The sequence below is a fragment of the Xanthomarina spongicola genome, assembly GCF_003148645.1.
GTDB classification, from domain to species: Bacteria; Bacteroidota; Bacteroidia; order Flavobacteriales; family Flavobacteriaceae; genus Xanthomarina; species Xanthomarina spongicola.
The window spans coordinates 321523-335215 of the sequence record NZ_QGGP01000003.1; the positions used below are offsets into that span (position 1 = coordinate 321523).

The window sequence follows — 13693 nt, forward strand, 5'->3', positions numbered from 1 at the left end:
ATATTAGGCTTATGCTAAATTAATCATTATAAAATTGTTTACGTATTCATTTTTAAAATATTAGCTATTATTTGTCAAATTCGTATTATAAATTTAAAATATTAATAATTTGGCAATAAAAAAACCCTCATTTTGAGGGTTTTAAAATTTGTGTAAATATAATTATGCATCCATATATTCTTCAATAGGAGCACATGTACAAATTAAATTTCTATCTCCAAAGGCATCATCTACACGTCTAACACTAGGCCAGAATTTATTCTCTTTCACATATTCTAATGGAAATGCTGCTGTTTCTCTAGTATAAGGCATCAACCATTCACTAGATGTTAGCATTTCTAGAGTGTGAGGCGCATTTTTCAAAACATTATTTTCGTCATCTTTAGATGAATTGTCTATTTCTTTTTTAATAGAAATCATAGCGTCACAAAAACGATCCATTTCTGCTTTACTTTCACTTTCAGTTGGTTCAATCATTAAAGTTCCAGCAACAGGAAACGATACTGTTGGTGCGTGAAAACCATAATCCATTAAACGTTTTGCTATATCTGTAACTTCAATACCATTGGCTTTAAAAGGTCTGCAATCAACAATCATTTCGTGAGCAGCACGACCACATTCTCCAGAATATAAGGTGTCGAACTGACCTTGTAAACGATGTTTGATATAGTTGGCGTTCAAAATAGCTATTTTAGTTGATTGTGTTAAACCTTCTGCGCCCAACATTTTGATGTATGCGTAAGAAATTAAACATACTAAGGCTGAGCCATAAGGAGCAGCAGATATAGCAGTAATCGCTTTTTCTCCACCAGTTTTTATAATAGGATTTCCTGGTAAAAAAGGCACTAATTGTTTTGCAACACAAATTGGGCCAACTCCTGGTCCTCCACCTCCATGTGGAATAGCAAAGGTTTTGTGAAGGTTTAAATGACAAACATCTGCACCAATATTCCCAGGATTTGTTAAGCCAACTTGGGCATTCATGTTTGCTCCATCCATATATACTTGTCCACCATTATCATGAATTATCTTTGTAATTTCTTTAATAGCAGATTCGTAAACACCATGAGTAGAAGGATACGTAACCATTATACAAGACAAATTGTCTTTATGTAATTCGGCTTTTTCACGTAAATCTTCAACGTCTATATTTCCTTTTTCGGTAGATTTTGTAACAACCACTTTCATCCCAGCCATAACTGCACTTGCAGGATTTGTTCCATGAGCTGAAGAAGGAATTAAACAAATATTTCTATGATGATCTCCACGAGATTCGTGATAAGCTTTAATTACCATTAATCCAGCATATTCTCCATTGGCTCCAGAGTTTGGCTGTAGAGACGTGCCAGAAAAACCAGTAATTTCAGTTAATTGATCTTCTAATTCTTTTAAAACTGTTTGATAACCTTGAGCTTGCTCAATTGGGACAAAAGGATGCATCCTTCCCCAATTAGGTGAACTTAATGGCAGCATTTCTGCAGCTGCATTTAATTTCATGGTACAAGACCCTAAAGAAATCATGGAATGATTTAGGGATAAATCTTTACGTTCTAATTTTTTAATATATCGCATCAATTCAGTTTCAGAATGATGAGAATTAAAGATGTCTAAGTTTAAGAAATCAGATTTTCTCTGAAGACTTTCAGAGATATGATTTGCTTTAGAAAGCAAAGTGATTTTAATAGTTTCTTTTCCTGCTGCTTCAGCAAAAATGGAAACAATTTCATTAGCATCTTTTAAATTAGTTGTTTCATTAATTGAAATGGTTACTGTATTAGCATCTGGATAGAAGAAATTAACTTCATGTTTTTCAGCAATCGTTTTTATTTTTGAAGCATCAGCTAGAATATTTAAAGTGTCAAAATAAGACGTGTTTGTTTGTTTGTATCCTAATTGAGATAAAGCATCTGAAACATTTGAAGCAGTATTGTGAACTTTGTTAGCTATAAACTCTAATCCTTTTGGACCATGATATACAGCATACATTCCAGCCATAACAGCTAATAAAACTTGAGCTGTACAGATGTTTGAAGTAGCTTTGTCACGTTTAATATGTTGCTCTCGTGTTTGCAAAGCCATACGTAAAGCTCTGTTTCCATTAACGTCTTTGGTAACTCCAATAATACGTCCAGGAATATCACGTTTATAAGCTTCTTTAGTTGCAAAATAAGCAGCATGAGGTCCACCATAACCCATTGGTACACCAAAACGTTGTGTGGTTCCAACTACAACATCTGCACCAAATTTACCTGGAGCTTCAAGCATAACAAGACTTAAAATATCTGCAGCTACTGCTACTTTTATTTGAGCGTTATTTGCTTTTTCAATAAAAGATTTAATATCTGTAACCTGTCCGTTTTTACCTGGATATTGAAGGATTGCTCCAAAATATTCCGAAGAAAAATCGAATGCTTCTTCTTTTCCAACAACTAATTCTATTCCAATTGGAGTTGATCTTGTTTGTAGTAGAGAAAGTGTTTGTGGTAATATGTTTTCTGAAACAAAAAACTTATTGACATCTGCTTTCTTTTGGTCACGTTCTCTAACAGCAAATAATAAACTCATAGCTTCTGCTGCAGCTGTACTTTCGTCAAGTAAAGAAGCATTTGCTAGCTCCATTCCTGTTAAGTCAGTTACCATAGTTTGGAAGTTTAATAAAGCCTCTAAACGTCCTTGAGCTATTTCAGCTTGATAAGGTGTGTAAGCTGTATACCATCCTGGGTTTTCTAATATATTACGCTGAATAACTGGAGGTAAAATGGTTGGATGATACCCAAGACCTATATATGTTTTGAAAGTTTTGTTTTTCTTTGAAAGCTCATGAATATGTGTTAAATATTCTTGTTCGCTCATTGGCTCGTCCAAATCAAGTGGTTTTTTTAACTTGATATCATCAGGAAGCGTTTCATAGATTAGTTGGTCTAATGAGTCAACACCAATAGTTTTTAACATTTGGTTTTGGTCTTCTTCTCTAGGACCAATGTGGCGAAGTGCAAAATTAGTTGTGTTCATTAAATGTATGTTGTGTTTTAAGGCGCAAAATTACGTAATAATTCACTTTAAATTGTTAATGAAAACTAAAGTTTTTAACCAATTAAAAGGGTTATTAACACTTTATGTATTTTTGCTCTATGGGTTTGTTAAAGAAGATATTAGATTTTTATCTGGATAGTAGTATTCATGTAGCTTTAGCTGTGTTTGCTTTTTCTTGGATTACACTAATTGAATTTAATGTTCCTTTTGATAATGTGATACTTTATTTTATTTTTTATGCTTCCATTATTGGCTATAATTTTGTGAAGTATTTTGGACTCACTAAATTTCATTATAGAAGTTTAGCCACTTGGCTTAAGGTTATTCAGCTATTTTCATTGATTTGTTTTATTCTCATGTGTTATTATGCATTTCAATTAGAATCTAAAACATTGCTTTTTATTGTTGCTTTTGGAATTGTAACCTTTTTATATGCAATTCCCTTTTTACCTAGTAAAATGATATATGATAGCAATAAAAACTTGAGAAATATTAGTGGATTGAAAGTGTATATTATTGCTTTGGTTTGGGCTGGTGTAACCGTTTTATTACCTTTATTAAACAACAATCATCCAATTAATACAGATGTCATTCTTACAGTAATTCAAAGATTTGTTTTTGTAATTGTTTTAATGATTCCTTTTGAAATTAGGGATTTAAATTACGACAGTTTAAAACTTGCAACTATACCACAACAGATTGGAGTAAAACGAACAAAGATTATAAGCGTTTTATTGTTAATGGTATTTTTCTTTTTAGAGTTTTTTAAAGATGAAATAAATGCTTACCATATAATAATTTTACTAATAGTAACTTTTATAAGTTTACTTTTTTTAGTGTTTGCGAAACAAAACCAAGGAAGATATTATAGTTCTTTTTGGGTAGAAGGAATTCCAGTATTTTGGTTGATATTAATGATGTTGTTTTTCTAATTCTTCATGAAAAACTTCTTTTAATTGCTGTTTTTCAGAATTTTTTAAACAGGTAATTTTTGAAGACTTTACAGCTTTTGTTAACTTCTTATTTCTATTAACATAAGCTCTGGTAATATGACACCAGAGATAGCGTAGATTCAGTTTGAATTTCTCCCAAGTTGTGGCTTCATTATATTGTGCTTTATCGCAAATATGTTTTGCCTCATCACATGAAATAAATAAAAAAGATTTATTTTTCATGACTATTTAAACCAGTTTTTTTCCATACACTCTGCCATTGCTATTCTTGCTCTATGAACAATTACCCAAAGGTTAGACGCAGTGATATTTAAATCATTACAAATAGTTTCAGTTTCAAGTCCTTCAATAGTTTTCATTCTAAAAACAGTAGCTTGTTTTTCAGATAATTTAGCCAAACAATTAAATATAGCTTCACCTAATTCTTCATTAACAATAGTATCTTCTGCTGTTTTATAATTAGGGTCAGAAACTCTTTCTTCGAGCCAATTTCCATCTAAATCATCATCAGTTTTAAAATCCATTCGAATTTCAGCTTTCCCTTTCTTTGAATTTATTTTTCTGTAATGGTCAATTATTTTTCGTTTTAAAATTGAAATAAGCCAGGTACGTTCGCTTGCTTCACCTTTAAAATTTTTCATTGATTTTAAACTAGCAAAAAAGGTGTCCTGAACCAAATCCTTAGCAATTTCCCTATCGTTTACACGCGTAATGGTGAAATTGTATAAGTAATCTGAATATCGGTCAATCCACTTATTCGGATCTAATTGGTGTTTGGACATTCTTTAACTAGCTTTTTTATCAAAAGTAAGGTATTTTTTATAAAGCAATAAGAACGTTTAATTAATTTCTGTCAATAGTAATATTCACATTTATATTGTCTTGTTCCACATTTTCATCATATTTTAGAACAAAACGTTCCACTTTCTCTGGAATAAGTTGGCAGTTTTTAAGTGTCTTATCTTGAATCAGTTTTTTGATGAGTAATTTTTTTGTAAAAATGTAAGATTTAGACGTGAAGGATAGTTTGCTATCTAAGAAAGTTATTTTAGTATAAAGGCTACCATATTTACTATCGTGAATATATTTTAGGAAAATAATTTCATTGTCATTCAAATCGTAAAAAGATACATTGTTTGCATCTCCTCCAATGGTTAAGCACTCTTTGCTATCGACATAAACTACATCTTTTTTTATTTTAATATTTTGCGCATGAGTGATGCTTGTAAAAAGTATAAAAAAGAGAGAAAGTAGTATGTGGTTTAATTTCATTCTTTTATTTTTTAATTAAACCAGCACGTTTTAGTAGTGCTTCTGGTTTTGGTTCTTGACCTCTAAAACGTTTGTAGAGAATCATTGGATCTTCGGTTCCACCTTGAGATAATACATGTTCTTTGAATTTTGTAGCAACCTCTTTGTTAAAGATGCCTTCTTCTTTAAAATATTCAAAAGCATCTGCATCTAAAACTTCAGCCCATTTGTAACTGTAATAGCCAGAACTATAACCACCTTGAAATATATGTGAAAATGAGGTGCTCATACAATTTTCAGCCACATCTGGATATAGTTTTGTGTTTTCAAAAGCTTTCTCTTCGTGTTTTTTTACATCTTTTATGGTCTCTGGCGACTCGCCAGCATGCCAACTCATATCTAACAGACCAAAACTTATTTGACGTAAGGTTTGCATGCCTTCATGGAAAGTTGATGACGCTTTGATTTTTTTGATTAAATCCATTGGAATCACGTCTCCAGTTTCATAATGTGTGGCAAATAACTCTAAGGCTTCTTTTTCGAAACACCAGTTTTCTAGTATTTGACTTGGTAATTCTACAAAGTCCCAAAAGACACTAGTTCCTGAGATACTTGGATAAGTTGTGTTGGCTAGCATGCCATGAAGCGCATGGCCAAATTCATGAAATAAGGTAGTAACTTCATTAAAAGTTAAAAGTGAAGGCTTGCTTTTTGTAGGCTTAGTAAAATTGCAAACAATGGAAATATGTGGACGTGAGTTTTCACCATTTTTAATGTATTGTGGTTTGTATGATGTCATCCAGGCACCATTTCGTTTTCCAGGTCTTGGAAAAAAATCTGCATAAAAAACAGAAACCAATTCGCCTTTATTGTTAGTAACTTTATAAGTTAAAACATCTTCGTGATATTTGTCAATAGTAGAAATTTCTTCAAAATGTAAATCATAAAGTTTTTCTGAAATATTAAAAACACCTTGAATTACATTTTCTAGTTTAAAATATGGTTTTAGTTTTTCATCGTCTAAATTAAATAGCTTCTGTTTTAATTTTTCGGCATAATAAGACGCGTCCCATTTTTGAAGTTGATCTATATTGTCAAGCTCTTTTGCAAAAGTTTCAAGGTCTTTAAACTCTTTTAAAGCAGCTGGTTTTGCTTTTTCTAAAAGCTCATTTAAAAAAGACTCTACTTTCTCAGGAGTTTTTGCCATGCGTTCTTCTAGTACAAAATGAGCATGCGTTTTATAGCCTAATAATTTGGCTCTCTGGTAACGTAATTTTGCAATTTGTAGAACATTTTCCTGATTGTCTAAAGTGTCATTTTTAAAGGCTTTGGCTCCAGAAGCTATGGCTAGTTTTTTTCGTAATTCCCGATTGTCAGCATAAGTCATAAATGGAATATAACTCGGATAATCTAAGGTTATTAACCAACCTTCTTTATTTTTGGCTTCGGCTAATTGTTTAGCAGCTTCTATAGCTCCTTCTGGTAATCCAGCTAAATGGTCTTTATTAGTTAATAGCATCTCAAACTTATTGGTTTCTGCTAAAACATTTTCGCCAAACTTAAGTTTTAATTTGCTTAACTCTTTATCAATTTCTCTTAGCTGTTGTTTCTTATCTTCTTGTAAATTGGCACCATTTCTTGAGAAGCTTTTATATTTTTTATCTAAAAGTGTTTCTTGTTCAGTAGATAAGTCTAAAGAGTTTTTTTCTTCATAAACCGTTTTTATACGTTTAAAAAGAGATTCGTTTAAAGTGATGTCGTTACTAAATTCAGTTAATAATGGAGAGACCTCTTGTGCTATATTTTGAATTTCCTCGTTAGTTTCAGCCGAATTTAAATTGAAAAAAATACTTGAAATTCTATCTAATTCTTCGCCTGAAAAGTCAAGAGCTTCAACTGTATTTTTAAAAGTTGGTTTTTCAGAATTATAAGTTATGGTGTCAATTTCTTTTTTTGCTTTTTCTATCGCTTTTTTAAAAGCTGGTAGAAAGTCATTGTTTTTAATTTTTGAAAAAGGAGCAGTTTGAAACTGGGTATCAAATGGTTTGTTAAGAATATTCATTTATTGTATGAGTGTATCTATAAATCTATGTCTTATTTTTCTTACTAAGAGATTGATTTTCTGATTATTAACTTTATTTTAAGAGTTTATTTGAATTTAAATTCTACTTTTGCATCAGATTTTTCATGAGAGTTTATAAGTGACTCTTTTAAATAATTGATTAATAGCGTTTAAAACCTCGGCTTCGGTCGAGGTTTTTTATTTTAAATCTTTTGAAGATTCAATAACTTTTGCTTTTAATCCTTCTTTATAAAGAACAATTTTGTCTAAAACGCATGTGTCTGAACTACCAATTATTTGTGCTGCTAAAATGCCTGCATTTTTTGCGCCATTTAGCGCTACTGTAGCTACAGGAACACCACCAGGCATTTGAAGTATTGATAAGATAGAATCCCAGCCATCTATAGAATTACTGCTTTTTACAGGAACTCCAATAACAGGAAGTGGAGATAAAGATGCTATCATTCCTGGTAGATGTGCTGCTCCACCAGCTCCAGCAATAATGACTGAAAATCCACGTGTATGTGCATTTTTACCATAATCGAATAACTTTTCTGGTGTTCTATGTGCAGAAACAATATCGACTTCTATCTCGATATCAAAACCAGTTAAAATATCTATAGCTTCTTGCATTACTGGAAGATCGCTTTTGCTTCCCATGATTATTCCTACTTTGCTCATAAAACAGATGCTTTTTGTAAGGTCGAGCGCAGTCGAACCTTTATCAACTTAATTATTTATAATAACCTCTCGACTGCGCTCGAGGAGACATTATTGACTTATAACTTTAATCGTGTTTTTTACTTCTTCTGCAATCTTTCTTGCTTCATTTAAATCTTCATTCACTATGGTAACATGTCCCATTTTTCTAAATGGTCTGGTTTGTTTTTTGCCATAAATGTGTGGTGTTACACCAGGCATTTTCATGATGTCTTCAATATTTTGATAAATTACATTTCCAGTATAACCTTCAGCACCAACCAAATTTACCATAATTCCACCAACTTTACTATCAGTTTTTCCTAATGGTAAATTTAAAATGGCTCTTAAGTGTTGTTCAAATTGTGAAGTATAACTTGATTCTATGGTATGATGACCAGAATTATGAGGTCTTGGCGCTACCTCATTAACTAAAATATTATCTTCTTTAGTTTGAAACATTTCTACAGCTAACAAGCCTACATGATTAAACGCTTTGGAGACTTTAAGAGCAACATCTATAGCTTTTTTTGCTACTTTTTCATCTATTCGTGCAGGACAAATTACATATTCTACTTGATTGGCTTCTGGATGAAACTCCATCTCTACAACTGGATAAGTTGAAACTTCTCCTTGATTATTTCTTGCAACTATAACAGCTAATTCGTTTTTAAAGGGAATCATATCTTCAGCAATACATTCCACATTTGGTAAGCCTTCTAAATCGGCTTCCGTTCTAATAATTTTCACTCCTGTTCCATCATAACCAAATTGAGCACTTTTCCATACAAAAGGAAATTCTAAACCTCCATTGTGTATAGCATCTAAAATTTCAGAAGAATAAGCAAACCTTGAAAAATCGGCTGTTGGAATGTCGTGATCTCTATAAAACAATTTTTGCTTGGCTTTATTTTGAATTACACGTAAGGTTTTAGAAGAAGGATATACTTTCACACCTTCCTTTTCTAAGGCTTCAAGAGCATCTGTGTTTACATTTTCAATTTCAAAGGTTAAGACATCGACATGTTTCCCAAAATTATAAACAGCATCATAATCCATTAAATCTCCTAAATGAAATTCGTTGCAGGCAACTTTACAAGGAGCGTCAATACTAGCATCTAAAACAGACGTATAAATATCAAATTTCCTGGTATCGTAAAGTAACATTTTACCTAATTGTCCACCACCAAGAATACCAAGTTTAAAAGTTGAAGAGAAAAAATTCATTGATTCGATTTTCCACAAAAGTACAAATCAAAACCCTTTGAAAAAAACTAAAACCGAAACAATCTAAATTAGAATTCGCAAAACGTTAATCAAATGATTATCTTTGCATTTCTAAAAATTAAACAAGTGGTTAAGCTTCACGATTTACAATTCAAACCTTTTATTTCTGAAGAAGAAATACAGAAGACTGTTCAACGAATGGCAAATGAGATTGCCAACAACCTAAAAGATGAAGTTCCGGTATTTATTGGAATCTTAAATGGGTCTTTTATGTTTGTTAGCGATTTTGTAAAAAAATATCCAAATCCTTGCGAAGTAACTTTTATAAAATTGGCTTCATACGAAGGAGTAAAATCTACTGAAGACATTCAGCGATTAATTGGATTGACACAAGATTTAAGTGGAAGAACAGTAGTTATACTGGAAGATATTATAGACTCTGGAAATACTCTTGAGGAAGTTCATAGAATTTTTAAAAATGCAAATGTAAAACAACTCATTATTGCTACGTTATTTTACAAACCTGAAGCTTATAAAAAAGATTATAAATTACATTATGTAGGTATAGAAATACCAGATAAATTCATTGTTGGCTATGGTTTAGATTACAATGGTTTAGGTAGAGATTTACCTTCAGTATATCAATTAAAAACAACACAACACATGACAAATTTAGTGCTATTTGGACCTCCTGGAGCAGGTAAAGGAACACAGGCAAATTTTTTAAAAGAAAAATACAATTTAATTCATATCTCAACTGGAGATGTATTTCGTTTTAATATAAAAAATGAAACAGCTCTTGGTATGCTAGCTAAATCTTATATGGATAAAGGTGAACTAGTTCCTGATCAGGTTACAATTGATATGTTAAATGCTGAAGTTGAAAAAAATTCGGATGCAAATGGTTTTATCTTTGATGGTTTTCCAAGAACAAATGCACAAGCTGATGCTTTAGATAAATTAATGGATAGTAAAGATTCTCAAATTAATGCTATGGTAGCCCTTGAAGTTGCAGATGAAGTTTTAGTACAACGTTTATTAGAGAGAGGTAAGACAAGTGGTCGTGCTGATGATGCTGATGAAAACATTATTAGAAATAGAATTAAAGAATACTACAACAAAACAGCTATATTAAAGGATTATTATTCTGCACAGAATAAATATTTTGGAGTGGATGGTGTTGGAAGCATCGAAGATATTACTAAAAGACTAAGTGAAGTAATAGATAAATTATAATTTATTATTTCTGTGTAAACAGGAATCTTATAAAAGTTTTCGAAAAATTATTTTAATTAAAAATATTCCCACTTTCGTGGGAAGCAAACATGACAGAAGGAAATTTTGTTGATTACGTTAAATTGCATGTGTCTTCCGGAAAAGGAGGTAAGGGTTCTATGCACTTACATCGAGAGAAATTTATAGAAAAAGGAGGTCCAGATGGAGGAGATGGTGGACGAGGTGGTCATGTTATTATGAGAGGAAACTCTAATTTATGGACACTCTATACGTATAAATTTAAAAGACATTTTAGAGCTGGACATGGTGAACATGGAAGTAAAAGTAGAAGTACTGGAGCAGATGGAGCAGATGTGTATATGGATGTGCCTTTAGGAACCATAGTAAGAGACAGAGAAACTAACGAAATTATCTTTGAAATTACTGAGGATGGTGAAGAAAGAATTATCGCTAAAGGTGGTATGGGAGGACGTGGTAACTGGCACTTTAAAACTCCAACAAATCAAACACCTAGATATGCGCAACCAGGAACACCTGGCGAAGAAATAGATATTATTTTAGAACTGAAAGTACTAGCAGATGTTGGTCTGGTTGGATTTCCAAATGCTGGGAAATCTACTTTACTTTCTGTAGTTAGTTCGGCTAAGCCTAAAATAGCCGATTACGAGTTTACAACCTTAAAACCTAATTTAGGAATTGTAGAATATAGAGATTTTAAATCCTTTGTCATGGCAGATATTCCTGGAATTATTGAAGGAGCTGCCGAAGGAAAAGGTCTTGGTCATTACTTTTTACGCCATATTGAGCGTAATTCGGTTTTGTTGTTTTTAATTCCTGCAGATGCCGACGATATTAGAAAACAGTACGATATTCTTTTAGATGAACTAAAGCGTTACAACCCTGAAATACTTGATAAGGAACGCTTTATTATTATCTCTAAAAGCGATATGTTAGACGAAGAATTAAAAGCAGAACTGAAAGCAGAATTAGATAAAACACTTCCTGTAGATTATATGTTTGTTTCTTCGGTAGCTCAACAAGGGCTTACCGAGTTAAAAGATAAACTTTGGAAGATGTTGAACGATTAGTTCCTTATGAAACAACGCATAAAAAACATTGTTGAAATTAACGATAATAGGACTAGTAAAGTTTTTGCTATTTTTATTCAAGTATTGATTTTAGTTTCTATAATAACATTTACTTTAGAAACCATACCTGATTTAAAGCCACAAACAAGAACTATTTTATATGTTATAGAAGTTTTTAGCGTGATTGTTTTTACTATAGAATACCTTTTGCGTATTTATGTGTCTGAAAGAAAGCTCAAATTTATATTTAGTTTCTATGGCATTATAGATTTACTAGCCATTTTACCATTTTATCTAAGTTTTGGAGTGGATTTACGCTCGTTAAGAGCATTACGCTTTTTAAGACTTTTCAGAATTCTAAAGCTCGTACGTTATAATCGTGCGATGAATCATTTTACAACTGCTATTAAGTCGGCTAAAGAAGAAATACTCCTATTTCTTTTTATTACTTTAATCTTAATTTATTTTGCTGCAGTAGGAATTTACTATTTCGAAAATGCGGCACAACCAGAACATTTCTCATCCATTTTTGATAGCTTATGGTGGGCAATTGTAACACTTACAACTGTAGGTTATGGTGATGTTTATCCAATAACTGTTGGAGGAAAAGTGTTTACTTTTTTTATCTTATTAATTGGGTTAGGTATTGTTGCCATTCCCACAGGAATTATCTCTTCGGCCCTAACAAAATCTGTTGATAATAAAGAAACAGACAATTAATTAGACATTATTTTAAGGTGTATTTCTTATCTTTAAAATAAAAATGAAAAAATTAGCCTCAATATTTTTTTTGTTATTCTTCATTTCCTGTGGTGTAACAGTTAATTACGATTACGATAAAAGTACAGATTTCACCAAATATAAATCCTATAGTTATTTTGCTAATATGAATACGGGTTTGAGCGAATTGGATACCAAACGCTTTTTTAATGAATTAGATGATGCTATGGCATTAAAAGGATTTACACTTGCTGAAGACTCAGAATTTATTATCAATATAGAAAGTACAATTTATCAGGAAACACAAAGTAGTTCTTCTGTTGGAGTTGGTGTAGGATCTGGAGGTGGAGGAGTTTCAGTTGGTATTCCAATAGGGCAAAGTAGTATTTCAAGACAAATAAAATTCGATTTTGTCGATGCAGAAACCAATCAACTATTTTGGCAAGCAATAAGTAGTGAAGCAGATGTACTAACAGACAATCCTGAACAGCGTGAAGAAAAGTTCAAAAATGTAGTTGCTAAAGTTTTAGAAGGATTTCCTCCAAAAAAATAAAATATCTCTTTTAAACTTAATCTTTGCGTTAACTCTCTGTTAAATAGAAAGAGTATACACTTTGTTTTGTGTTATTTTAGTACCAACTAAACCAAATAATATGAAAACACTAGGAAAATTACTTGCCTTATTTATTGTATCTATTACTATTCATGCACAAAATATGATTGGTCCACAAGAAGGCTTTACACCTCAAATTGGAACTATGGTTTCTATGCTAAACGATTTGAGCAACAGAGTAGAATACACTGTTAAAGACTTAAATACCGAAGAATTAGATTTTTTAATGGACGATAAAGCCAATAGAATAGGTTCTTTAATTATGCACTTAGCAGCAACTGAAGCTTTTTATCAGGTTTACACGTTTGAAAACAGAGAATTTAATAAGGAAGAAAAAGAACAATGGCAAGTTGCTATGGGACTTGGTGATGAAGCTCGAGAAGAGTATCAAGGGTTAGATGTTAATTATTATTTAGATATTTATAAAGCAGTTCGAGAAAAAACAATTGCTTTATTAAAGGAGAAAGACGATGCTTGGTTTGCTAGTGTTCCTAAAGGTTATAGCATGAATAATCATTGGGCTTGGTTTCATGTTATGGAGCATCAATCTAGTCATTTAGGTCAGATATTATTAATTAAAAAACGACTTCCAGAAAATTAAAACCAATTGTCAGGTCGAGTACAGTTGAGACCTCATTTATAAATAGTCATGAAGTTCTCAACTTTAGTTTATCTTGAGCGTAGTCGAAAGGCTAGAACAGACAAAAACTATTTCCAGAAGAATAAAAAAGAGGCTCTAGAGCCTCTTTTTTATTTAATAAATATGCGTTAATTAATGGAGCATATCTTTATAATATTAGTATTTATTGGA

Annotated in this window: 13 protein-coding genes; 6 read left to right on the forward strand and 7 right to left on the reverse strand. The window is 31.7% G+C overall.

Annotation, left to right across the window (positions count from 1 at the left end):
- Positions 1 to 162 precede the first annotated feature (162 nt).
- Entirely contained in the window at positions 163 to 3012 is a 2850-nt protein-coding gene (gene gcvP, locus LX78_RS08425; RefSeq protein ID WP_109682213.1) for an aminomethyl-transferring glycine dehydrogenase, read from the reverse strand.
- Between the two features lie 104 nt (positions 3013 to 3116).
- On the opposite strand from gcvP, the gene LX78_RS08430 reads away from it, so the two are divergent.
- Entirely contained in the window at positions 3117 to 3965 is an 849-nt protein-coding gene (locus tag LX78_RS08430; protein WP_245881504.1) for a UbiA prenyltransferase family protein, read from the forward strand.
- Here LX78_RS08430 and LX78_RS08435 read toward each other — a convergent pair.
- From LX78_RS08435 to LX78_RS08460, 6 genes are all read right to left on the reverse strand, one after another.
- Positions 3945 to 4208 (reverse strand): hypothetical protein, encoded by a 264-nt coding sequence (locus tag LX78_RS08435; RefSeq protein WP_109682215.1) that lies wholly within the window; start codon positions 4206 to 4208, stop codon positions 3945 to 3947. The two genes, LX78_RS08430 and LX78_RS08435, sit on opposite strands and share 21 nt — an antisense overlap.
- 2 nt (positions 4209 to 4210) lie before the next feature.
- Positions 4211 to 4768 (reverse strand): sigma-70 family RNA polymerase sigma factor, encoded by a 558-nt coding sequence (locus LX78_RS08440; RefSeq protein ID WP_109682216.1) that lies wholly within the window; start codon positions 4766 to 4768, stop codon positions 4211 to 4213.
- Positions 4769 to 4829: 61 nt separating this feature from the next.
- Complete coding sequence (locus LX78_RS08445; protein ID WP_109682217.1) at positions 4830 to 5258, reverse strand: hypothetical protein; 429 nt, start codon at positions 5256 to 5258, stop codon at positions 4830 to 4832.
- 4 nt (positions 5259 to 5262) lie between these two features.
- Positions 5263 to 7299 (reverse strand): M3 family metallopeptidase, encoded by a 2037-nt coding sequence (locus LX78_RS08450; RefSeq protein WP_109682218.1) that lies wholly within the window; start codon positions 7297 to 7299, stop codon positions 5263 to 5265.
- A gap of 198 nt (positions 7300 to 7497) precedes the next feature.
- Complete coding sequence (gene purE / locus LX78_RS08455; protein ID WP_109682219.1) at positions 7498 to 7980, reverse strand: 5-(carboxyamino)imidazole ribonucleotide mutase; 483 nt, start codon at positions 7978 to 7980, stop codon at positions 7498 to 7500.
- A gap of 90 nt (positions 7981 to 8070) precedes the next feature.
- Positions 8071 to 9225 (reverse strand): 5-(carboxyamino)imidazole ribonucleotide synthase, encoded by a 1155-nt coding sequence (locus LX78_RS08460; protein ID WP_109682220.1) that lies wholly within the window; start codon positions 9223 to 9225, stop codon positions 8071 to 8073.
- A gap of 93 nt (positions 9226 to 9318) precedes the next feature.
- Between LX78_RS08460 and LX78_RS08465 the strand changes: the two genes are divergently transcribed.
- The 5 genes from LX78_RS08465 (at position 9319) to LX78_RS08485 (ending at position 13483) form a co-directional block, all read left to right on the forward strand.
- Positions 9319 to 10461, forward strand: coding sequence for an adenylate kinase (locus LX78_RS08465; RefSeq protein ID WP_245881505.1), 1143 nt, complete (start codon positions 9319 to 9321; stop codon positions 10459 to 10461).
- 89 nt (positions 10462 to 10550) lie between these two features.
- Complete coding sequence (gene obgE, locus LX78_RS08470; protein WP_109682221.1) at positions 10551 to 11549, forward strand: GTPase ObgE; 999 nt, start codon at positions 10551 to 10553, stop codon at positions 11547 to 11549.
- Between the two features lie 6 nt (positions 11550 to 11555).
- Positions 11556 to 12269, forward strand: coding sequence for an ion transporter (locus tag LX78_RS08475; RefSeq protein WP_109682222.1), 714 nt, complete (start codon positions 11556 to 11558; stop codon positions 12267 to 12269).
- A 43-nt stretch (positions 12270 to 12312) separates the two neighbouring features.
- Complete coding sequence (locus LX78_RS08480; RefSeq protein ID WP_109682223.1) at positions 12313 to 12822, forward strand: DUF4136 domain-containing protein; 510 nt, start codon at positions 12313 to 12315, stop codon at positions 12820 to 12822.
- 100 nt (positions 12823 to 12922) lie between these two features.
- Entirely contained in the window at positions 12923 to 13483 is a 561-nt protein-coding gene (locus LX78_RS08485) for a DinB family protein (protein WP_109682305.1), read from the forward strand.
- Positions 13484 to 13693 lie beyond the last annotated feature (210 nt).

Bases quoted from the DNA above. Each gene is read 5' to 3' on its own strand.
- gcvP (WP_109682213.1), bottom strand. From the start codon at position 3,012: ATGAACACAACTAATTTTGCACTTCGCCACATTGGTCCTAGAGAAGAA.
- LX78_RS08430 (WP_245881504.1), top strand. From the start codon at position 3,117: ATGTATTTTTGCTCTATGGGTTTGTTAAAGAAGATATTAGATTTTTAT.
- LX78_RS08435 (WP_109682215.1), bottom strand. From the start codon at position 4,208: ATGAAAAATAAATCTTTTTTATTTATTTCATGTGATGAGGCAAAACAT.
- LX78_RS08440 (WP_109682216.1), bottom strand. From the start codon at position 4,768: ATGTCCAAACACCAATTAGATCCGAATAAGTGGATTGACCGATATTCA.
- LX78_RS08445 (WP_109682217.1), bottom strand. From the start codon at position 5,258: ATGAAATTAAACCACATACTACTTTCTCTCTTTTTTATACTTTTTACA.
- LX78_RS08450 (WP_109682218.1), bottom strand. From the start codon at position 7,299: ATGAATATTCTTAACAAACCATTTGATACCCAGTTTCAAACTGCTCCT.
- purE (WP_109682219.1), bottom strand. From the start codon at position 7,980: ATGAGCAAAGTAGGAATAATCATGGGAAGCAAAAGCGATCTTCCAGTA.
- LX78_RS08460 (WP_109682220.1), bottom strand. From the start codon at position 9,225: ATGAATTTTTTCTCTTCAACTTTTAAACTTGGTATTCTTGGTGGTGGA.
- LX78_RS08465 (WP_245881505.1), top strand. From the start codon at position 9,319: ATGATTATCTTTGCATTTCTAAAAATTAAACAAGTGGTTAAGCTTCAC.
- obgE (WP_109682221.1), top strand. From the start codon at position 10,551: ATGACAGAAGGAAATTTTGTTGATTACGTTAAATTGCATGTGTCTTCC.
- LX78_RS08475 (WP_109682222.1), top strand. From the start codon at position 11,556: ATGAAACAACGCATAAAAAACATTGTTGAAATTAACGATAATAGGACT.
- LX78_RS08480 (WP_109682223.1), top strand. From the start codon at position 12,313: ATGAAAAAATTAGCCTCAATATTTTTTTTGTTATTCTTCATTTCCTGT.
- LX78_RS08485 (WP_109682305.1), top strand. From the start codon at position 12,923: ATGAAAACACTAGGAAAATTACTTGCCTTATTTATTGTATCTATTACT.